This window comes from Streptomyces sp. NPDC087422, assembly GCF_044744145.1.
Taxonomy (GTDB): domain Bacteria; phylum Actinomycetota; class Actinomycetes; order Streptomycetales; family Streptomycetaceae; genus Actinacidiphila.
On sequence record NZ_JBIUXT010000008.1, the window covers coordinates 307104 to 327753 of the forward strand.

Sequence of the window (20650 nt, forward strand, 5' to 3'; positions counted from 1 at the left end):
GCAGGCCGCTCGTGCAGGCCGCTCGTGCAGGCCGCTCGTGCAGGCCGCTCGTGCAGGCCGCTCGTGCAGGCCGCTCGTGCAGGCCGCTCGTGCAGGACTCAGTCGGGGCTCCGTGGGGATGCGCGTCAGGTGCGCGTGGACGACCGCGCGAGGGAGCCCCGCGGGCGGCGGTACGCCGTCAGCCGCGGGCGGCGCGTCTGCGGCGGACGACGAGCACGCCCGCGGCGGCGACCAGGACGCCGCCCGCGAGGACTTCCCGCGCGTTCGGGGCGGACACATCGCCGCCGAGGTCGGTCCGCACCGCGCCGGTTCGCACCGCGCCGGTGGGCTTCGTACCGGTGGACGCCGTACCGGTGGACGTCGTACCGGCCGCGACGGTCAGCGCGGCGGTGCCCCGCTGGCTTCCGCAGGTGAAAGTCACGACGTACCGCGCGCCGGGCTTGGCCTCGCCGTCCACCGTGGCGGTGGCGACCTGCCCGGACCCGTGGCCCTTGCCGAGGGTCACGTCGCCGAAGAGCGCCGGGGCCGAGGCGGTCGCCTGGCCGACGCAGTCGGTGGCCGTGAGGGTGACCTTCCCGCCGGGCACGACGGTGGTCGGCGAGACGCCGAAGCCGAAGGACGTGAGGCCGGAATCGGCCCGCGCGGCGGGTGCGGCCAGGGCCAGCGCGAGCGCCGTTCCCGCGACGAGGGCGGCCGTTGTCCGTCCGGGGGCACGTCCAGAGCGCATGTGGTCTCTCCACGCACCGGGGCGGTCTGGCGACCGCTCATGGGGGGACCGGCACGCCCCCCACCCAACCCGGCGCCGTCGCTGTCCGCCTTCCCTGCCGTCGCCTCCGGCCGTCCGGCTCCTCCCAACCCCCTTATCGCCGCGCCCCCTTGTCCCCGCCCGCCCCGTCCCCGGCCTCCGACCCATCCGGGTGACACCTCATCCCGTCGGCCGGGCGCGCACCCCCAAACACCCGATGGGCCATTCGGCCGCCGTCCCCGCACCGCGCGGAACGCGGTTCCCCAAGGCCGCCGCGAGGTGCCCTGGCCCTGCGCAAGGCCATGCCGTGAGGTGCGCGGGGCCGCGTTCGATGTACGGCTGCCGCCACGGGGGCGCGACCAGCCACCACGCTCCCGCACGTCACCACCCGCCCCGAAGGGACGGTTCGGTTGTCGCCGGACCACCAGCCGGTGGGGGCCGGCCGCGCAGTTCCCCGCGCCCCTACGGGGCACGTCCCGGCCCGGAGCGCCTGCCGCCGCGTGGGCGCGACCAGCCACGACGCTCCCGCACGTCACCACCCGCCCCGGAGGGACAATCCGGACGGTCCCCGTTCCACCCGCCGGTGGGGGCCGGCCGCGCAGTTCCCCGCGCCCCTACGGGGCACGTCCCGGCCCGGAGCGGCTGCCGCCGCGTAGGCGCGACCAGGCACGACGCCCCCGAAGGTCACACCGCCCGCGCCCCTGAGACGGGAGCCGTCAGGCGGTGGGGGTGAGGACGGACAGGACGACGAGGCCGGGCCGGGAGCGGGCCGGGGCAGGGGGACCGACCGCGGGAAAGCGGTCGACCAGGGCGTCGAAGACGCGATACGCGCTGGCCTCGTCGCGCGCGGTGATCAGGACGTGCACCACACCAGGTTCCCGAAGGTCTTCCCAGTCCTCTGCCATCACCGGCTCCTTCCGCCGTGGATCGGTCCCCCGGACAGACAACGCGCCGTGGGCGCGCAGTTGCGGGCGCCGGCGCGGTTCACTCCCACGGGAGCGCGCGCGGGGCGTGCGGCATAGGCGCGCGATGACCGGGTACGTGTCGTGTCCAGTCGGCGAGGATCACGAAGAGGCCCTCGCCAGGACCTTCGGAGGCAGCGATGACCAACCCCGTGCCCGAGCCCTTCCCGACGCCGGGGCCCGATCCGTTCCCGTCGCCGGTGCCCGGTCCCACCCCCGGCCCGGGTCCGGTCCCGGTGCCGGATCCGACGCCGACACCTCCGGGACCCGAGCCGGTGCCTCCCGGCCCGGCGCCCGACCCGATGCCGCCGACGCCTGAGCCGAGTCCCGCGCCGCCCCCGCCGCCGCCGTCGATGTACTGAGCAGCGCCGCCGCACCGCCGGTCGCCGGGCCGGACGCGCAGCAGAAACGATAATTCTGCCGCGTCGGGCCCGGCCGCGGGCGACAACCGTGGATCACGCACGGTGCCGCTGCGCCTGTTGATACGAAAGAGGGGACGCCGAGGAACCGGTTCGGCCCGTCGGCTCCCCGATGGCTCACCCTTGTCCGCGGATGTCAAGGCCCCCTTGGCGGGGCCACCTTGTTACCGCACCCTGGGGTGCGGGAGTTTTCGCGGGTGGGGATGATCCGGCAGTGGCGTGAGTGAAACCGGTGATGGACATGGAAGACGACAGGGCGGGGCAGCGGGCAGCGGACGGGGAGCGTCGGTACCGGCCGGACCGCGCGGTGACGGCGGTGGCAGCACCCGAGTCCCGAGGCGGCGGACAGGAGCCGCCGGATGTGATCGACGTGGTGTTCCCCGTGCCGGGGCCCGAGGACACCGGCCGCGCGGCGGCCGCAGGACCCGGTGGCGGGCCCGGCCGACGTGAACGGCTGCGCGAGCGCCCGCTGTTGCTCGGCGCCGTGTCCATCGCCGCGGTCGCGGTGGCGGCGGTGATCGCCTGGCAGGTGTGGCCGCAGTCGCCCGGCGCGACGGCGCCCGACCGGCCGGCTCCCCCGCCCTCCAGCACCCGGCCGCTGACCAGCGGCGGGATATCCGGCCACGCGGCCGGACCGCTGCCCTCGGCCGGCGGCCACACCGGCCGGGCCCCGGCTGCCGACGGCGATCCGACCCGTCGGGCCACGCCACCGGCCCGGCCGTCAGCGATGCCCGGAAGCGGAGCGGAAACCGGGACCGGGCACGGGAACGGCTCCCCCGCGCCGGGGTCGAGCGTGACCGGCGCGCCGCCCACCACCGCCCCCAACGACTCCCCCGCGCCGAGCGCCACGGACCCAACTCCCCGCACGCTCCAGGCGGGTGCCACCGGATCGGATGTGACCGATCTTCAGCGGCTGCTGTTCGCGCAGGGATTCACCTATGTGTCGCCCACCGGGGTGTACGACGACGCCACCGTGCGCGGTGTGACGCAGATTCAGCGGGACCGCGGAATCACCTGTGACCCCACGGGTGTCTATGGCCCCTGCACTCGCGCCGCATTGGCCCCGTAACCGCTTTCCGCACGGTATCGCCCCGGTACGCCCCCGCTGTGCGCCTTATACGCCCCGCGTATTCCCCTCGTTCTCCGGGAATTCGATTCGATCATTTTCCGGTCATTTTCCACCACGCGGACGATCGATCCTCACCACGGTCGAGAAAATCGTAAATCCGAGCGATGATTCATCATTCAGGTCGATAATCCTTTCGCGCCGTGCTCATGTCATTCAGTAAACTCGCAGGTGGGAAGGGTCGGGCAGGCGCGTCACGCCGTTCGGTGTCCCCTGCCTTCCGGCCACCTCCGCAGAATGGTCACAAGTCCTCCGCACCGTGCCCCACGATGGTCCCCGTAATTGCGGCCGGGATTCGGCCGCTGCCAGTAGGAAGACGCTGAGCCGATTCATGCCGTCTTCCGGGGGAGGAAAACTATGGGCAGAGCATTGCGTGCTGCCGCTCTGAGTTCAGCGGCGGTTCTCGTGGCCCTGGGGGTGGCACCGAGCGGGGCGCAGGCCGCGACACCGCCCCGTATCGATCTGAGGGTGCTGGTCGTCGACGACGGCGGACCGGCGACACAGGCCATCACCGCGGAACTCGACGGGGCGGGGACCCCGTACACGAGGATCGATCTCAACCAGGCGGGCCGGCCGACCATCAACGCCGCCTACCTCAGCGACACCGTGAGCGGCCGGGCACGCGCCAAGTTCCAGTCGGTGGTGCTGCCCAACGACAACCCGTTCGGGGCGGGTTCCGCCGAGATGGCCGCACTGGCGGCGTACGAGACGGACTTCGGCATCCGCCAGGTGGACGCGTACACCTACGCCCAGCCCGGCGTCGGGCTGAACTACGCGCAGGATCCGGGGTACATCGGCCAACTCGACGGCATTCAGGGCCAGGTGACGGCGCAAGGCACCGCGGGCGACTTCGGTTACCTCAAGGGCGCGGTGCCCTTCGAGGACAACGACCCGAACGTGGCGGAGAGTTACGGCTTCCTCGCGACGCCGCTGGCGACCCAGACCGCCGGGGCGACCTTCACCACGCTGGTCGACGCGCCGATTCCGGACAGTTCGGCGCGCGGTGTGCTGGTCGGGCAGTACAACCACGACGGGCGCAGCGAGTTGGTGCTGCCATTCGTCTACAACCAGTACCAGCAGCAGTTCCGGCTGCTGGCGCGCGGGATCGTGGAGTGGATGACCCAGGGCATCCACCTCGGCGCCGACCGCAACTACTTCGAGGTGCAGGTCGACGACATCTTCCTGGCCGACGACCGGTGGAACACCACCCTCAACTGCACGCCCGGCGACGTGGACTGCCCGATCGGCACCGGTGAGGACACCGATCCGATCCGGATGACCGCGGCGGACGCGCAGTACGCCAAGCAGTGGTCGCAGGCGCACGGCCTCACCCTCGACTTCGTCTTCAACGGCGGCGGCAGCGAGGACTGGAAGGCCGACCACGACACCACCGTCGACCCGCTGGCCACCCAGCTCCTGGCCGACAAGAGCGCCTACCGCTGGGTCAACCACACGTATCTGCACCCCTTCCTCGGCTGTGTCCAGGACGTCAGCGTGGTGCCGTGGGTCTGCGGGACGGACGCCTCGGGGAATGTCCAGTGGGTCAGCAAGGCCGACATCACGGCCTCGGTGCAGGACAACCGCAACTGGGCCGCCTCGCACGGGCTGTCGCTGAACAACCAGGAGCTGGTGACCGGTGAGCACTCCGGGCTCAAGGTGCTGCCGCAGCAGCCGGTCGACAATCCGAACCTCGCGCCCGCGCTGACCCAGCTCGGCGTGAAGTACCTGGCCAGCGACAACTCCCGTGACCCGGGCCAGCGACAGGTCGGTCCCGCGGCCACCGTGCCGCGCTTCCCGATGAACGTCTTCTACAACGCCGGTACGGCGCAGGAGGAGACCGACGAGTACAACTGGATCTACACCAGCTCCGCCCAGGGCGGCAGCGGCGCCTGCGCGACCTCGGGCAACTCCACCTGTCTGACCGCGCCGTTGGACACCGACACCGGCTACGCGTCGTACATCGTGCCGCTCGAGGCCAAGATCGACCTCGGGCACGTGCTGGGCAACAACCCGCGCCCGCACTTCATGCACCAGTCCAACCTCGCGGAGGGCCGCATCGCCTACCCGGTGCTGGAGCGCATCCTCAGCGACTACGCGTCGCTGTTCGCCGCCAGCACCCCGACCGTCAACCTGCGGACCTCGGACATCGCCACCGAGTTGCAGCGCAGGGCGGCGTGGGACACGGCGTGGAAGGGCGGCCAGGTGACCGCCTACCGGATCGGTGACGCGGTGACGGTCAACGCGCCGAGCGGTACGCAGATCACCGCGACGATGCCCGCCGGTACGCGACAGTCCCAACTGCTCGGCACGACCGCCTTCGGCAGCTCCTACGCGGGCAAGGTGTCCGGCTGGACCACGCCCGGCGTGCTCCAGAGCAATGTGTCGCTGACGCTGCCGTCCGGCGCGGTGCCCGCGCTGGTCAACCTGAACGTCTCGCTCGGGCCGATCACGATCAAGGCTTCCGTCGGCCATCTGCCGGTGCCCAAGGGCGTCGCCAAGGCCGTGCCCGTGGGACCGGGCGACCACACCAGGAAGTAGCACCGGAAAGTGAGCCACCCGCGGGCGGGGCGTACTCGGCCCCGCCCGCGGTACCGGGGCACCGCACGGTCACCGGCGCCCCGTGACACGAGAACGTCCAGGGGGGACACCATTTCCACGCACAGAATCTTCGGCGCACCGCCCTCGCGCACCGCGCGGGTGACGTTGCTGACCGAGGGCACGTATCCGCACAGCCCCGGCGGGGTCAGCGTGTGGTGCGACCAGTTGGTCCAGGGGATGCCGGACGTCGAATTCTCGGTGATCGCGGTGACGGGCACCGGCCGCGAGACCCCGGTCTGGCCGCTCCCGGCGCAGGTCACCGGGCTCGACGTGGTCCCGCTGTGGGGGCAGGCGCCGGAGGGCAGGGCGCCGCGCGGCCGGGACCGCCGCGCGTTCCTCGCGGTGTGGGAACGCTTTCTGCGGGCGCTGCTGCACGAGGACGGCGCGGACGAGCCGCCGGCCGGCGGCGGCCGGTCCGCGGCGCCCGACGAGGACTTCGGGCCCGCGCTGTACGCGCTCGCCGGGTGGGCGGGCATGGGCGCGCTGTCGGCCGGGCTGCGCTCGGAGGAGGCGGTGCGGACGCTGGTCCGGCTGTGGCGCCGCCCCGGCACGACCGTGTCGGCCGCGGTGCCGACCCAGGCCGACGCGCTCAGCGCCGTCGATCTGCTGGAGCACGCGCTGCGCCCGCTGGCCGTGGTACCGCCGCCGGGTCAGGTCGCGCACGCCGTCAGCGGCGGGCTGGCCACGCTGCCGGGACTGGTGGCGCACGAGCGGTACGACACTCCGCTGCTGCTCACCGAGCACGGCGTCTACCAGCGCGAACGCTATCTCGGCTACCGCACGGGCCCGTACCGCTGGCCGGTCAAGGCGCTGCTGCTCACCTTCTTCCGGCTGCTGTCGCGCGAGACGTACCGCAACAGCGCGCTGATCACGCCGGGCAACCGCTACAACCGGCGGTGGGAGGAGCACGGCGGCGCGGCGCCTGACCGGATCCGTACCGTCTACAACGGAGTCGATCCCGGGGCGTTCCCGATGGCCGGTCCCGAGCCGGAGGTGCCGACGCTCACCTGGGCGGGGCGGATCGACCCGATCAAGGACCTGGAGACGCTGATCCGCGCCTTCGCGCTGGTCAGGGCCGAGATACCCGCCGCGCGGCTGCGGATCTTCGGCGGCACTCCGCGCGGCGGCGAGGCGTACCGCGAGCGGTGCGAGGCACTGGCGGCGACGGTCGGCGCGGCCGACGCGGTCACCTTCGAGGGCCGGGTGGACGACATCCGCACCGCGTACGCGGCCGGGCAGGTCGTGATGCTCTCCAGCATCAGCGAGGGCTTCCCCTTCACCCTCATCGAGGCGATGTCCTGCGGGCGGTGCACCGTGTCGACCGATGTCGGCGGGGTACGGGAGGCCGTGGGCGACACCGGTCTCGTCGTGCCGCCGCGCGATCCGAAGGCGATGGCGCGGGCCGCGGTCGAGCTGCTGCGCGATCCGGCGCGGCGCGCCTCGATGGGCTGGGAGGCGCGGCTGCGGGTCATCGACCAGTTCACGCTCCGTCAGACGATCGACGCCTTCCGGGGGATCTACACGGGACTGAGCCGGGTCGAGGACCGCGGCGCGCAGATCTACGGCGGCGTCACCTGGATGTCCCGTGTCTGGCGCGGGGGTTCAGCGGACGCCGAAGCTGATGGACTGTCAACAGCCGCCGCTGAGAACGCCGATGACGCGACAGTCGTCGGTGTGCGGGCTGTCGGGGACGGCCGGTGAGCGGGCCGATGTCCCTGCTCAGCAGGGTCGCGGGCGGCGGTATGGCCGCGCTGCCCGAGCTGCCGCGCCCGCGCCGGGTGCCGTCCTGGGCGGTCGGCGACCCGGTCGCGGAGCTGGCGGAGCGGCTGTCGGCGGCGTGCTCGGCGGCCGTGCACCCCGACGAGATCGCGGCGGTGCTGGAGTCCGAGGGGCTGACCGACGAGCAGATCACCGGCCGCTACGGGCACCCGGACCTGTTCTCGCTCGCGCGGGAGCTGTTCGAGACGGTGCCGCGGCGCTTCCCCGAGCCCGAGCCCGCCGACGACCCGTGGCAGGTCGACGTGTGGCGCTGCGTACTGCGCGGCCTGACCTTCGCGCTGCCCGGCGTCGCCTATGTGCTCGGCGGGCGCTGGGCGGGCGGCGACGACGGGCCGTTCGGGGTGTCCCGCGCGGTCGCCGCGTGGGGCGCGGCGGCGCTGTGCGGGTGGGGCTGGAACCAGGCGCTCGCGCACCGCGCGCACCTGCACCTGCTCGCCCAGCGACCGCGGGCCGCCGCGCGCTGCCTGGTCACCGGCGCGGCGGTCGGGGCCTGCCTGGCCGGCGCCGCCGCCGCGGCCGTCGCGGGCCCCGGCCATCTCTCCGCCCTCGCCTTCGCGGCCGGCCAGTCGGTGTACGTCGCGTCCGCGACCGTCCTGCTCGTGCTCGGCCGCGAGCGCTCCCTCCTCTACGTCCTGACGCCGCTCGCCGTCGCGGTGGCCTGCGGGGCCGGCGGCCTGCCGTCGCCCGCGGTCGCCGCCGTCCTGGTCGCCACCGCGGCGGCGGCCGGCGGGGCGGCCCTCGCCACCGCGCTGCGCACCGCCCTGACCGGCGAGCCGCCCGAGCGCGGGCCCGCCAAGCCGCCGCGCGCGCCCTGGCGCGAGCGTGTGCGCGCCGACCGCGGCGCCCAACTGCGCGCTCGCGCAAGCCGGTTCGGCCGCGGGGCAGCCGGACCCGGCACGGGCACCCGCACCACACCCGGCCGATTCGGCCGCAGGGCAGCCGGACCCGGCACGGACACCCCCACCACACCCGGCCGATTCGGCCGCAGGGCAGCCGGACCCGGCACGGACACCCCCACCACACCCGGCCGATTCGGCCGCAGGGCGGCCGGACCCGGTACGGGCACCCGCACCGGGCTCGTCTCCTCGCTCCGGACCCTGCCGGAGGCGGCCCGGCTGCTGTGGCGGGCCGACGACGGCGTCACCGACGCCAAGGGCCTGTCGCCGTATCTGTCGCTGCCGCACGGGATGGCGGGGCTCGCGGGCGGCGCGCTGGTGGTCGCGGCGGCGCTCACCGGGGAGTTCGTGGCCGCGCTCACGGTGAGCATGGGCGTCGCCGAATGGCTGCTCTTCCGCTTCCGCAGCCGGTGTCTGACCGCCCTGCGCGGGACGACCGTGCACGAGCGGCTGCTCGCCAGGTCGTGGCGCGTGCTGGCGGGCTGTCTCGCGCTCTACGCCGTCGCGCTGGCCGCGCTCGCGGCCGTCGAGGCGGCGGTCGTGCCCGGCGCCGCCGCCTGGAACCCGGCGCACCTGTCGGTGCTGCTGGCCCTCGGCGGCACGCTGTGGCTGTCGCTGCTCCTCCAGTCCTGCGGCCGGGCGTGGACGGGGAGTTACGTGCTCGCCGCCGCCGTCCTGACGGCCGTCGCGCTGCTGGCGGCGCACACCGCGACGGCCGGGACCGTACTCCGCCTGGTCTGCGCGGGAGCCGCCGCCGTCCTGCTCACGGCGGCCTTCACGATGACCGGCCGCGTGACCACCCACCGCTGACCCCGCGTCCGCGGCGCGCACACCCGCGCCCCACACCACCGACCTCCGACCTCACCACTCCAACCGACCCTCCGCAGAAGGAGATTCATCCGTGTCCACCGAGACACCCGTCGCCGTCACCGGCGCGGAAGGCTTCATCGGCTCGCACCTGGTGGAGGCGCTGGTCGCCTCCGGGCGCCGCGTCCGCGCGATGGTGCAGTACAACTCGTTCTCGTCCTACGGCTGGCTCGAAGTGCTCGCGCCCGACGTACTGGACCGGGTCGAGGTGGTCCTCGGCGACGTCCGCGACTCCGGTTCCGTACGGGATCTGGTCGCCGACAGCGACACCGTCTACCACCTGGCCGCGCTGATCGCGATCCCGTACTCGTACCGCGCGCCGCGCAGCTATGTGGACACCAATGTGTCCGGCACCCTCAACGTCCTCGAAGCCGTAAGGGAGTTCGGCGTCCCGCGGCTGGTGCACACCTCCACCAGCGAGACGTACGGCACCGCGCGGACCGTGCCGATCACCGAGGACCACCCGATCGTCACGCAGTCGCCGTACGCCGCGTCGAAGGCGGGCGGGGACCGGCTGGCGGACAGCTACCACGCCAGCTTCGAGACGCCGGTGGTGACACTGCGGCCGTTCAACACCTTCGGGCCGCGGCAGTCGATGCGCGCGGTGATCCCGACGGTGATCGGCCAGGTCGCGGCGGGCGAGCGGGAGGTGACGCTGGGGGACCTGCGGCCGACCAGGGACTTCAGCTACGTCAAGGACACCGCCGCGGCCTTCGTCGCGGTCGGCACCGCGCCCGCCGAGAAGGTGGTCGGCCGGACCTTCAACGCCGGTACGGGCGGCGAGATCTCGGTCGGCGACCTGGTGCGGCTGATCGGCAAGCTGATGGACACCGAGCTGCTGGTGCGCGAGGACGCGCAGCGGCTGCGGCCCGCCGGTTCCGAGGTCATGCGGCTGGTCTGCGACGCGACCCGGCTGCGCGAGGCCACGGGCTGGCGACCGGCCCACAGCCTGGAGGACGGGCTGGCGCACACCATCGACTTCTTCCGCGACCCGGCCCACCTGGCCCGTTACAAGACCACCGCGTACAACGTCTGACGCCGCCTCATCAGCGCCGCGCCGGGCACCTGTTGACCACTTTCATCGCAGCAGAGAACCGCTGACATCCAACCGCAGGGGGGACCACCATGCACGCAGTCATTCTCGCCGGGGGCAAAGGCGTGAGGCTCCGGCCGTACACCACCGCGCTGCCCAAGCCACTGGTGCCGATCGGCGACAGCCACGCGATCCTGGAGATCGTGATGCGCCAGCTCGCGGGCTTCGGCTTCCGCCGCTGCACCATCGCCATCGGCCACCTCGGCAACATCATCCGCGCGTACGTCGGGGACGGCTCCCAGTGGGGCATCGAGGTCGACTACGTGACCGAGGACAGTCCGCTGGGCACGATGGGGCCGCTGCTCACGATGATCGACCAACTCCCCGAACACTTCCTGGTGATGAACGGCGACGTGCTCACCGACCTCGACTTCTCCGCCGTCCTCGACCAGCACCGGGGCACGGGCGCGCCGCTCACCATCGCCACCTACGCCCGTACCGTGAACATCGACTTCGGGGTGCTCAGCACCGACGACGGGCGGGTGGTCGCCTTCACCGAGAAGCCGAGCATGGACTACCGGGTGTCGATGGGGGTGTACGGGGTCTCCCGGAGCACGCTCCTGCGCTACACCCCCGGCCTGCCGCTGGGCTTCGACGAGGTGGTGCTCGATCTGCTGGCCGCGGGTGCGCAGCCGCGGGCCTTCGACTTCGACGGCTACTGGCTCGACATCGGCCGCCCCGACGACTACGACCGGGCGAACGCCGAATTCAGCAGCCGTCGCGGCCTGTTGCTCAAGGGGGCGTGAGGGGCCATGACGCGGACGCGGATTCTCGTACTGGGCTGTGGCGGTTTCCTGGGCTCCCGGGTGACCGCGCGGCTCCAGCGGACGCCCGGTGCGCGGATCCTGCGCGGCGGGCGGGGCGCGGGGGACGGCGCCAAGGGCGGCGCGCGGGGCGGTCCGAAGGGCGGCGCCGGACTCGATCTGGCGGCCGACCTGGCGACCGTGCCGGTCGACGTCCTGGCCCGGCGGCTCGCCGCGCTGGCCCCCGACGCGGTGGTCGACTGCGCGGGCGTGGTGGCGGGCCGCGCCAGCGCGCTGTGCGCGACCAACGCGCGGGGGCCGGCCGCGCTGTGCGAGGCGATGGCGCTCGCCACGCCGTCGGCGCGGCTGGTGCACCTGGGCTCGGCGGCCGAGTACGGACCGGCGGAGCCCGGCGCCGCGCTGGCGGAGTCGGCGCCCGCCCGGCCGGAGGGCGTCTACGGGGCGGCCAAGCTCGCGGGCACCCTCGCCGTGACCGGCTCGGGCCTCGACGCGGTGGTGCTGCGGGTCTTCAACCCGGTCGGCGCGGGCTCGCCGACCTCCGGGCTGCCCGGCAGGCTGGCCGCCGCCTTCCGCGAGGCGCCGCGCGAAGGGGTGGTGCGCACCGGCAGCCTGGCCGCGTACCGCGACTTCGTCGCCGCGGACGACGTGGCGGACGCGGTGGCCCTCGCGGTGGCCGCGCCCGGCTCGGTGCCGCCCGTGGTCAACATCGGCTCGGGCGAGGCGACCCAAGTGCGCACGCTGGCGGCGGAGTTGGCCTCCGTCAGCGGCTTCACCGGCCGGCTGGAGGAGTCGGGGCGGGGCTCGGAGCGCTCGGCCGGGGTGTCCTGGCACCAGGCGGACATCACGCTCGCGGCGTACGCGCTGGGCTGGCAGCCCACGCGGACGCTGCGGGACGCGCTCACCGCCCTGTGGGCGGCGGTGCCGGGCGAGCCGGTCAGGATCTCACCGTGAGCCATGGCTCCCCCGCGCCCTCCGCGGGCTCGCTGCTCGTGCCGCTGTACGTCCACCCGGCAGTGGACCCGGCCGCGTGGCAGGCCCTGGAGGACGCGGCACCGGCCCTGTACGGGGTGGTGCTCAACGCCGCGGACGGTCCCGGCGACCGGCCGGACCCGGTGTACACGCTCGCCGCGCGGCGGCTGCGGGAGGCCGGGGCGCCGGTGCTCGGCTATGTCGACACCGACTACGCGGCCCGCCCGGCGCACACGGTCTACCGCGATCTGCGCAGGCACCGGGCCTGGTACGCCACCGACGGCGTGTTCTTCGACCGGGTGGCGTCCGACGCGCGGCGGATCCCGTACTACCGGTGGCTGGCCAGGACGGCCCGGCTCTGCGGGGCGCGGACGGTGGTGTTCAATCCAGGGGTGCACCCCGATCCCGGCTACGCCCGTCTCTGCGACCTGCTCGTGACCTTCGAGGGGACCTGGGACGACTACCAGGGCGCGGGCGTGCCGCGCTGGACGGCCGGGCATCCGGCCGAACGGTTCTGCCATCTGGTGTACGGGGTGCCCGACGGTCTCGCGGGGCGGGCGGCCCGGCTGGCGGCGCTGCGCGGTGCGGCCGTGCGCTGCGCGGTCCCCGGTCTGCCGCCCAATCCGTGGCGGACCGCGCCCGTCCCGATCGGAGGAAACGTATGACCGCCCGCCGTAAGGCGCTGAATCTCACCGTGCGCACGGTGACCGCCGCCCTGCTGCTCGTGCTGGCGGCCTGCTCGTCGTCGGGCGACGGGGACGGGGACGGTGGCGGAGGTGGAGGTGGAGGTACGGACGGCGGGGGCACGGCGGGCGGCAGTCCCTCGGTGACCGCGTCCGGCCCCGCGAAGGGCGCCGCGTCGAGCCCCGCCACGACCGGCCCGGCGAGCGCCCCGGAAGGTACGCCCACGCACGCGGCGACCGGGCGGGGCGCGCCCGCGTACTGGCATCCGCGCGCCCGCACACCCTGGCAGTGGCAGCTCAGCGGCACGGTCGACACCTCGGTGGACGTACCGGTCTACGACATCGACGGCTTCGAGAACGGCGCCGAGGTGGTCAGGACGCTGCACGCGGCCGGGCGCAAGGTGATCTGCTACATCAACGTCGGGGCCTGGGAGTCCTTCCGCCCCGACAGCGGGAAATTCCCCGCGTCGGTGCGCGGCGAGGGCGACGGCTGGGACGGCGAACGCTGGCTGGACATCCGCCGGGTGGACGTCCTGCGCCCGCTGATGGCCGCCCGCTTCGACATGTGCCGCGAGAAGGGCTTCGACGCGGTGGAGCCCGACCTGATGGACGGCTACGCGAACACCACCGGCTTTCCGCTGACGGCCGCTCAGCAGATCACGTACAACCGGATGATCGCCGACCTGGCGCACGAGCGTGGGCTGGCCGTCGGTCTGAAGAACGACGTCGGCCAGGTGGCCACGCTCGTGCGGTACTTCGACTTCGCGGTCAACGAGGAGTGCGCGCAGTACGACGAGTGTGCGCAAATGGCGCCGTTCATCGCGGCGGACAAGCCGGTCTTCCACGTCGAGTACAAGCTGAAGACCGGTCAGTTCTGCTCTCAGGCGAGGAAGTTGGGGCTCAGTTCGATGGTGAAGCACCTTTCGCTGGACGCATGGCGCGATCCCTGCTGAGCGGTCGGGCGACGGCGCTCAGATCATCCGCCACAGGTGGTCGGCGCTGCCGTTGTCGGTCCACTGGGTGACCTGGGCGGCGTCGGCCTGCGACATGCCGTCGACCGCGAGGACCTTGCCCGAGCGGACGTTGACGATCTTCTTCCAGCCGTCGCCGTTGTCGACGATCCGCCACAGGTGGTCGGGCGTTCCGTTGTCCTGGTACTGCTGGACGTGGGCGCCGTCGTCGAGGCTCTGGTCGTGGACGGCGAGCGCTTTGCCGCTGTTGCGGTTGATGATGCGTACGGTGCCGTCGCCGTTGTCGAGCACGGTCCAGACGTGGTCGGCGGTGCCGTTGTCGGCGTACTGGGTGACCTCGGCGGTGTCGGCGCGGGACATGCCGGAAACGGCGAGCACCTTGCCGGAGTTGCGGTTCTGGATCCGGCACCACACCACGGTGGACGCGGCGGGTTTCAGGAGCAGGGCCAGCGCGCCGCCCACCACCGGGCGGGCCTGGAAGCCGCGTTGGGCGGCGCTGGCCACGGTGTACCAGTCGCTGAACGGGACGCGCTGTCCGGTGGTGTAGGCGTAGGCGTAGACGCCGTTGACGAGCAGGTCGCGGACGCCGGGCCGGTCGGCGAGCCAGGCCGCCGTCCACAGTTCCCAGTCGGCCTTGGTGTAGTCGTTGCGCGGGTCGAGTTCGATGCCGTAAGTGCCGGCGTGGGAGGCGTACCAGTTGGCCTCCTGTTCGGCGAAGCCGACCGGGACCAGGTCGAGGCCGAGCAGCCGGTCGGGGAAGCCGTTGTACTTCAGGCTCCAGGTGCCGTCCTGGTCGTAGGCCAGTTTGAGGTGGGTGCCGGAGGAGTCCTGGGCGAGGGTGGTCCACTGGCTGAGGTAGCCGCGGGAGACCGAGCGGTAGCGGGCGGCGTCCGCGGTGTTGCCGGTGGCGGCGGCGATGACGCCCATCGCGCCGATGCCGACCATGCCCTTGAGCGCGAGGTTGGCGCTGTGCGCGATGAAGCCGGTGAAGTCGTCGGTCTGGTTCTGGTAGCCGGGGTCGAGGGTGTTGGCGACCAGGTACTCGGCCCAGCGGCGCAGCACCGCGTAGTGGGCGGCGGCGTATGACGCGCCGTCAGCGGTGGGCAGCCGCTGGACGATCGCCGCGACCATGATGAGCATGTTCGCGGACTCCTCGACCGGCATGCTCTCCTCGTTGCCGTCGGCGCGGCCGAAGGCGTTGGGGTAGGTGCCGAGGTCGTGCGGTGCGAAGTCCTGTGACCAGCCGCCGTGTTCGACGTAGTGGAAGAGCGGTTCGAGCACCAGTCGCAGGTAGGCCGGGGAGAGGTAGAGGTAGGCGGGGAAGGCGGGGTAGATCACGTCGACGGTGGACATGTCGCCGTTGGAGGAGATCTCCTTCAAGAACGCCCAGGGGCCGCCGTCGCGGTCGACCAGTTCGGTGCCCGCGACGGCCTGGCGCAGCGCGAGGGCGCAGACGGCGGCGTAGTGGTCGCCGGTGCTTCCGCCGCCGGCCGCGGTGACCGCGTCGTCGTGGATCTTCTGGTCGAGGGCGGTCGCGGCGGTCAGCGCGGCGCCGCGGTCGGCGTCGAACCAGTCCACCATGGCGGTCCAGGAGCTCCAGTAGTGCGTCCACCACGGCTGGAGTTGTGCGCCGAGGTGGGTGACGGCGGGGGTGCGGACATGGCCGAGGACGACGGTGAACTCCGCCGACGGTGTACCGGAGTCGACGGTGCCGAAGTCCCGGTTGAGGCCGAGCACCGGCCATCGGTCGTTGATCGCGCGCGGCTTGGCGGTGTCCACCGAGCCGTCGAGCCGCCCGGTGCCCGCCGAGGCCGCGCGCACCACGGTGTCCTGGCCGATCTGATGGGTCACCGCGCCGCCGGTGGCGGTGGCCAGCACGAGCCGTCCCCAGGACGCCTGGTCGCCGCTCTCCTGAAGGACGCCCGGGGTGGCGGGCTCCGCGCTGAGCACGGTCATCCGGCCGGTGGTCGTGCGGTCCCACGTGATGGGCGTGGCGACGTTGTTGTGCACCCACTCACCGGAGGCGTCGAGGTGGACGTCCACGGTGTGGGAGCGGCCGTCGTTGCTCGCGGCCCGCACGGTGACGTAGCTGAGCGGTACGCACTGGCGCTGGAGATCGCCGACGTCGACGGGTGAGAAGAAGGTGACGGTGAGCGTCACCCCGCCGCCGCTGAGCTGGTAGACCGAGCGGGTGGCGGTGAGTTGCAGCGACACCTGCTGCATGGTGGTGAGCGCGGGGCCGCCGGGCAGCGCGGGGTTGCCGAGGAAGACGTACGCCGCGCCGTCGATCCGGGCGAGACCGCACAGCGCGGTGACGTGGCCGGTCCAGAAGGCGGGCCAGGTCCCCGCGAGGTTGTCAGCGGGCAGCCAGGTCGACAGGTACGGCGAGCGGACGGCCAGCGGTACGGCGGGCGGGCGCAGCGGGCTGAAGGTGGAGGCCGCCGCCTGGGCGGCGTGCGGGGCCGCGCCCGGAACGGCCGTCGCGGTGACGGCGTTCGCTGTGGCGGCCTGTGCGGGCACGGCGGCGAGCCAGCCGCCGGTGGCCGCGGCGGCGGTCAACGCGCCGCTCCAGCGCAGGAGTTCGCGGCGTCCGGGGCGGGCGTGCGGGGTCGCGGAGTCGTCGGGGGTCACGGGGGTCCGTCCTCAGAGGTGGGGGGAAGGAGAGCGGAGCGGGGGTGGGGGGAGCCGGGGGCTCAGCGCAGTTGCCACAGGTGGTCGGCGGTGCCGTTGTCGTCGTACTGCACGACCGGCGCGCTGTTGGCCGTTGACATCAGGTCGACGCCGAGCACCTTTCCCGAGTTCTTGTTGCGGATGCGGTACCAGCCGTCGCCGTTGGCCACGAGCTGCCACAGGTGGTCGGCGGTCCCGTTGTCGTCGAACTGCACCACCTGGGCGCTGTTCGCGGTCGACATCAGGTCCACGCCCAGCATCTTCTGCGAGTTGAGGTTGCGGATGCGGTACCAGCCGTCGCCGTTGTCGACGAGTTGCCACAGGTGGTCGGCGGTGCCGTTGTCGTCGAACTGCACGACGTGGGCGCTGTTCGCGGTCGACATCAGGTCGACGCCCATGACCTTGTTGGAGTTCTTGTTCCAGATCCTCAGGTAGTCGCCTGCCGGTGCCCACGGGGTGCCGTTGGGGGTGGCGGTGGGGAAGGCGGAGATCCGCAGCCGGGCGGCGCCCATCGGGATCAGCGTGACGGTCTCGACGGCCGCGGTGCTGCGGGCCGGGCTGGTCTGGAGCGGGTTGACGACCTGCTGTCCGTCCGCCTTCCACTCCGCGATACGGCGGGCGGGCACGGTGATCCGTACCGGCGTGCCGTCGTGCGTGAAGGGGTTGGCGGCCAGCGAGCCGCCCGACTTGGTGAAGGACGGGGACCCGGAGTCGAGCGCGAGCCCGTAGTTCCACGGTGTGGTGGCGTGCACCTCGTACTCGGGGAACTCGGCGTCGCCCGCGTACCGCACGTAGTTCTCACCGATGTTCAGCGCGTACGTGAGCGGTCCGTGGTCGACGGAGACGGCGCCGTGGTTGGCGGACCAGGTGCGGACGGTGGTCTGCTGCGGGAGCTGGACGGTGACGGTGTCCCCGCTGTTCCAGGTGCGGCTGATCTTGGTGAAGGCGGGTCCCGAAGGGGCGCTGACCGCTTGGCCGTTGACGGTGACGCGCGGGGCGGAGCACCAGCCGGGGACCCGCAGGTACAGCGGGAAGGCCAGGGCGCGCGGTGCGGTGATCTTGAGCGTGACCGTGTCCGCGAAGGGGTAGTCGGTGGTCTCGGTGATGGTGACCGAGGTGCCGTCGGCGACCTTGGCCGTGACGCTGCTCGGTGCGTACATCGCGGCGGCCAGGCCGTTGTCGGGGGTGGCGAGCCACAGCTCCTCGGTGAAGTACGGCCAGCCCATGCCGTAGTTGTGCGGGCAGCAGCGGTACTGGTCGACGCCCGGCTGGAAGGACTGCATGGCGAAGCCGTTCTGGAACTGCCCCTGCGTCTTAGGGGTGTTGTTCAGATCGACGCTGTTGGCGCTGGTGATGTAGTGCACGCCCTTGCCCGCCGGGTCGAGGGCCGCGGGCAGTGAGTTGAAGGCCAGGTCCTCGCAGCGGTCGGCCCACAGCGGGTCACCGGTGATCCGGGCCAGCAACTGGTGGCTGGCCATGAACTCCACGATGCCGCAGGTCTCGAAGCCCTGCCGGGGGTCGCCGAAGCCGGGTCTGGCGTTCTCGTCGCCCGCGAAGCCGCCGCCGGGGAACTGGCCGTAGGCGGACATCACCGCGGTGTAGTTCTGGTAGGCGGCCTGGGTGAGGGCGTTGGACGGCGAGCGGAGCGCGTACTGCGCCGGTTCCCTGAAGCCCTGGGCGATGTTGACGTTGTGCAGCGACGGGAGGTTGTTGACCCAGTTGGCGCCGCCCGCGTGGATCTTGTCGGCGAGGTCGAGCAGATAGCTCTCGCCGGTGCGGTTGTAGAGCCAGAAGACGCTGTCCAGGCCGTCGCCCCAACGCACCGACACCCAGCTCTGGTTGAAGGCGCCGGGGCCCTGGGCGTTCATGTAGCGGAAGAAGGCGGACAGCAGCGGGATGATCCTGGTGTCCCCGCTGTACTCCTGCCAGTTGCGCAGTGCCCAGGTCAGCGGGAGGAACGGCCAGAAGTCGGGGCCGCCGCCGAGCGAGGTGCGCAGGGCCGTCGGGCCGAAGAAGCCGTCGGACTGCCGGGTGGCCACGATGGCGTCGATCCAGCGGCGTACGGCGGCCAGCGCGGTGGCGTCCTGGGTGAGCACGGCGAGGTCGACATAGCCGCGCAGCCAGTACGGCACTTCCTCCCAGCCGGCGCGGTCGGGGTGCGCCCAGCCGCTGTTGTCCATGGCGAGGAAGTGCGAGATGTCGGCATACCGGCCGCACAGACCGGCGAGTTGGAGGCGCAGTTGGCCGTCGAGCCAGCCGCGCGCGGTGACGGCGCCGGGCGGCAGCCGCAGGAAGGCGGTGGGGGCCAGCGGTGCGGCGTTCGGCGCGTAGAGGCCGCCGCGGGCGGGGGCGACGCGGGCCGCGGCAGGCGTGGGGGCGGCCTGGGCGCCGCCCGCGAACCGCAGTTGGAGCCCTGCGGTGCCGGCGGCGAGTGCGGTGAGTGCGAACTGACGACGGTTCAGGGGCATGGGGGGTGGCTCCTGGTGGCTTCGGGTGGGGCGCTGCGGGGGCGCGAACCCTGGCGGCGACGGTCCTTCCAACGTTGGAAACGGCGGTGCCACCCGGAATGACAGCACGCAGGGATGGGCATGTCCAGAGCAGCGACAGAAGTCGTACGGGCCTGTCGGGGTTGTTGCCTGAGCACGGATCACAGCGGTGGGAAGCATTTTGGAAACATCGGGAACGACGGGTTGTCGAGGTGCCGCCGCGCGTATATAACGTTGTAAAGCCGAGGGAGGGAACGGGCGTTCCCACCCCCGGAGCGCCGCCATCTCCGCACGTCATACCGCCTCCTCGGGGAGCCCGGACCGGGCCCCGGAAGCGCACCCGCCCCGGCACGGAGCCGGACCCACGTACGACTCGACGGCCGCTGCCGTCGCGACCAAGGAGTGTCGTGAGCATGACGAACCACAGAACCCGCGCACTGGCCGCCACCTGTCTGCTGCTGGCCACCGCAGGGCTGGCCGCCACCGGCTGCTCCAAGTCGGAGTCCAGTGACAAGGGCGCCTCCCCCTCCGGCTCGGACCAGGCGGCGCAGCAGCAGGTCACCACGGACCCGACGGCGTCCGGCGCGGGCTGCACCCTGACGGCGTACGGCGCCCCCAAGCTCGACCTGAAGAACGCGGTGGTGGGCTTCTCCCAGTCGGAGAAGGAGGACAACCCGTTCCGTATCGCCGAGACCCAGTCCATCAAGGACGAGGCCGCCAAGCTCGGCGTGAAGAAGCTGCTGACCACCGACGCGCAGTCCCAACTCCCCAAGCAGATCAGCGACATCCAGGACATGCTCGCGCAGGGCGCGCAGCTCCTGATCGTCGCGCCGCTCAACTCCGACGGCCTGGACCCGGCGCTGAAGGCCGCCGCCGCCAAGCACGTGCCGGTGATCACCATCGACCGGAAGATCAACGCCACGTCCTGCAAGGACTACGTCACCTTCCTCGGCTCGGACTTCGTCGAGCAGGGCAAGCGCGCGGCGGACGCCATGATCAAGGCCACCGGCGGCAAGGGCCAGGTCGCGATCCTGCTCGGCTCCTCGGGCAACAACGTGACCACCGACCGCACCAAGGGCTTCGTGGACGAGATCGCCGCCAAGGCGCCCGGCCTGAAGGTCGTCGCCCAGCAGACCGGTGACTTCACCCGTGACAAGGGCCAGCAGGTCATGGAGCAGCTCATCCAGTCCAAGCCGGGCATCACCGCGGTCTACGCGGAGAACGACGAGATGGGCCTCGGCGCGGTCACCGCGCTCAAGAGCGCGGGCAAGAACCCGGGCAAGGACGTCAAGGTCGTCTCGGTCGACGGCACCCGCAACGCCGTGCAGGCGATCGTCAACGGCACGTACAACGCGGTGATCGAGTCCAACCCGCGCTTCGGCCCGCTGGCCTTCGCCACCGCGCAGAAGTTCTACAGCGGCGAGGCGATCCCGGAGAACGTCATCATCTCGGACCGCGCCTACGACGAGTCCAACGCCAAGGCGTCGGTCGGCGGGGCGTTCTGACCTTCGGTCAGGAGGAACCGGTGGCGCGGCTCCCCCCGCGCCACCACTCGGACAGGCGTACGGCGGGGTGCCTCCCCGCCGTACGCCGCACCATCGGCGGGTCGGCCCGCCGGGCCG

General features: G+C 72.6%; 14 protein-coding genes. 10 read left to right on the top strand and 4 right to left on the bottom strand.

What is annotated here, in order from left to right; translation table 11 throughout:
- Positions 1-178 precede the first annotated feature (178 nt).
- Both ACIO6U_RS25895 and ACIO6U_RS25900 read right to left on the bottom strand, forming a co-directional pair.
- On the bottom strand, positions 179-727 hold the full coding sequence (locus tag ACIO6U_RS25895) for a hypothetical protein (RefSeq protein WP_401722679.1): 549 nt from the start codon (positions 725-727) through the stop codon (positions 179-181).
- A gap of 734 nt (positions 728-1461) precedes the next feature.
- Complete coding sequence (locus ACIO6U_RS25900) at positions 1462-1650, bottom strand: hypothetical protein (RefSeq protein ID WP_391050723.1); 189 nt, start codon at positions 1648-1650, stop codon at positions 1462-1464.
- Between the two features lie 792 nt (positions 1651-2442).
- Between ACIO6U_RS25900 and ACIO6U_RS25905 the strand changes: the two genes are divergently transcribed.
- From ACIO6U_RS25905 to ACIO6U_RS25945, 9 genes are all read left to right on the top strand, one after another.
- A complete protein-coding gene (locus ACIO6U_RS25905; protein WP_401722682.1) occupies positions 2443-3195 on the top strand; it encodes a peptidoglycan-binding protein in 753 nt (250 codons plus the stop codon).
- 414 nt (positions 3196-3609) lie between these two features.
- Positions 3610-5790: a hypothetical protein gene (locus ACIO6U_RS25910; RefSeq protein ID WP_401722685.1), complete on the top strand. Its 2181-nt coding sequence runs from the start codon at positions 3610-3612 to the stop codon at positions 5788-5790.
- A gap of 159 nt (positions 5791-5949) precedes the next feature.
- A complete protein-coding gene (gene pelF / locus ACIO6U_RS25915) occupies positions 5950-7551 on the top strand; it encodes a GT4 family glycosyltransferase PelF (RefSeq protein WP_401722688.1) in 1602 nt (533 codons plus the stop codon).
- Positions 7548-9335: a hypothetical protein gene (locus ACIO6U_RS25920; protein ID WP_401722690.1), complete on the top strand. Its 1788-nt coding sequence runs from the start codon at positions 7548-7550 to the stop codon at positions 9333-9335. The genes pelF and ACIO6U_RS25920 overlap by 4 nt, the downstream gene beginning before the upstream one ends.
- Before the next feature lie 91 nt (positions 9336-9426).
- Positions 9427-10428 (top strand): GDP-mannose 4,6-dehydratase, encoded by a 1002-nt coding sequence (locus ACIO6U_RS25925; RefSeq protein WP_401722693.1) that lies wholly within the window; start codon positions 9427-9429, stop codon positions 10426-10428.
- Between the two features lie 89 nt (positions 10429-10517).
- Positions 10518-11231 carry a sugar phosphate nucleotidyltransferase gene (locus ACIO6U_RS25930; protein WP_355347729.1) on the top strand — a complete coding sequence of 238 codons (714 nt, stop codon included), beginning with the start codon at positions 10518-10520 and terminating at the stop codon, positions 11229-11231.
- Between the two features lie 6 nt (positions 11232-11237).
- A complete protein-coding gene (locus ACIO6U_RS25935; RefSeq protein WP_401722696.1) occupies positions 11238-12200 on the top strand; it encodes an NAD-dependent epimerase/dehydratase family protein in 963 nt (320 codons plus the stop codon).
- Positions 12197-12883 carry a spherulation-specific family 4 protein gene (locus tag ACIO6U_RS25940; protein WP_401722698.1) on the top strand — a complete coding sequence of 229 codons (687 nt, stop codon included), beginning with the start codon at positions 12197-12199 and terminating at the stop codon, positions 12881-12883. The genes ACIO6U_RS25935 and ACIO6U_RS25940 overlap by 4 nt, the downstream gene beginning before the upstream one ends.
- Positions 12880-13854, top strand: a complete 975-nt coding sequence (locus ACIO6U_RS25945) for an endo alpha-1,4 polygalactosaminidase (RefSeq protein WP_401722701.1) — start codon at positions 12880-12882, stop codon at positions 13852-13854. Before ACIO6U_RS25940 ends, ACIO6U_RS25945 begins: the two co-directional genes overlap by 4 nt.
- Before the next feature lie 18 nt (positions 13855-13872).
- Here ACIO6U_RS25945 and ACIO6U_RS25950 read toward each other — a convergent pair whose 3' ends face one another.
- Both ACIO6U_RS25950 and ACIO6U_RS25955 read right to left on the bottom strand, forming a co-directional pair.
- Positions 13873-16503, bottom strand: a complete 2631-nt coding sequence (locus tag ACIO6U_RS25950) for a glutaminase domain-containing protein (protein WP_401722704.1) — start codon at positions 16501-16503, stop codon at positions 13873-13875.
- A 62-nt stretch (positions 16504-16565) separates the two neighbouring features.
- Positions 16566-19010, bottom strand: a complete 2445-nt coding sequence (locus ACIO6U_RS25955; RefSeq protein ID WP_401314345.1) for an RICIN domain-containing protein — start codon at positions 19008-19010, stop codon at positions 16566-16568.
- Positions 19011-19441: 431 nt separating this feature from the next.
- On the opposite strand from ACIO6U_RS25955, the gene ACIO6U_RS25960 reads away from it, so the two are divergent.
- Positions 19442-20533 carry an ABC transporter substrate-binding protein gene (locus tag ACIO6U_RS25960; RefSeq protein WP_355347747.1) on the top strand — a complete coding sequence of 364 codons (1092 nt, stop codon included), beginning with the start codon at positions 19442-19444 and terminating at the stop codon, positions 20531-20533.
- Positions 20534-20650 lie beyond the last annotated feature (117 nt).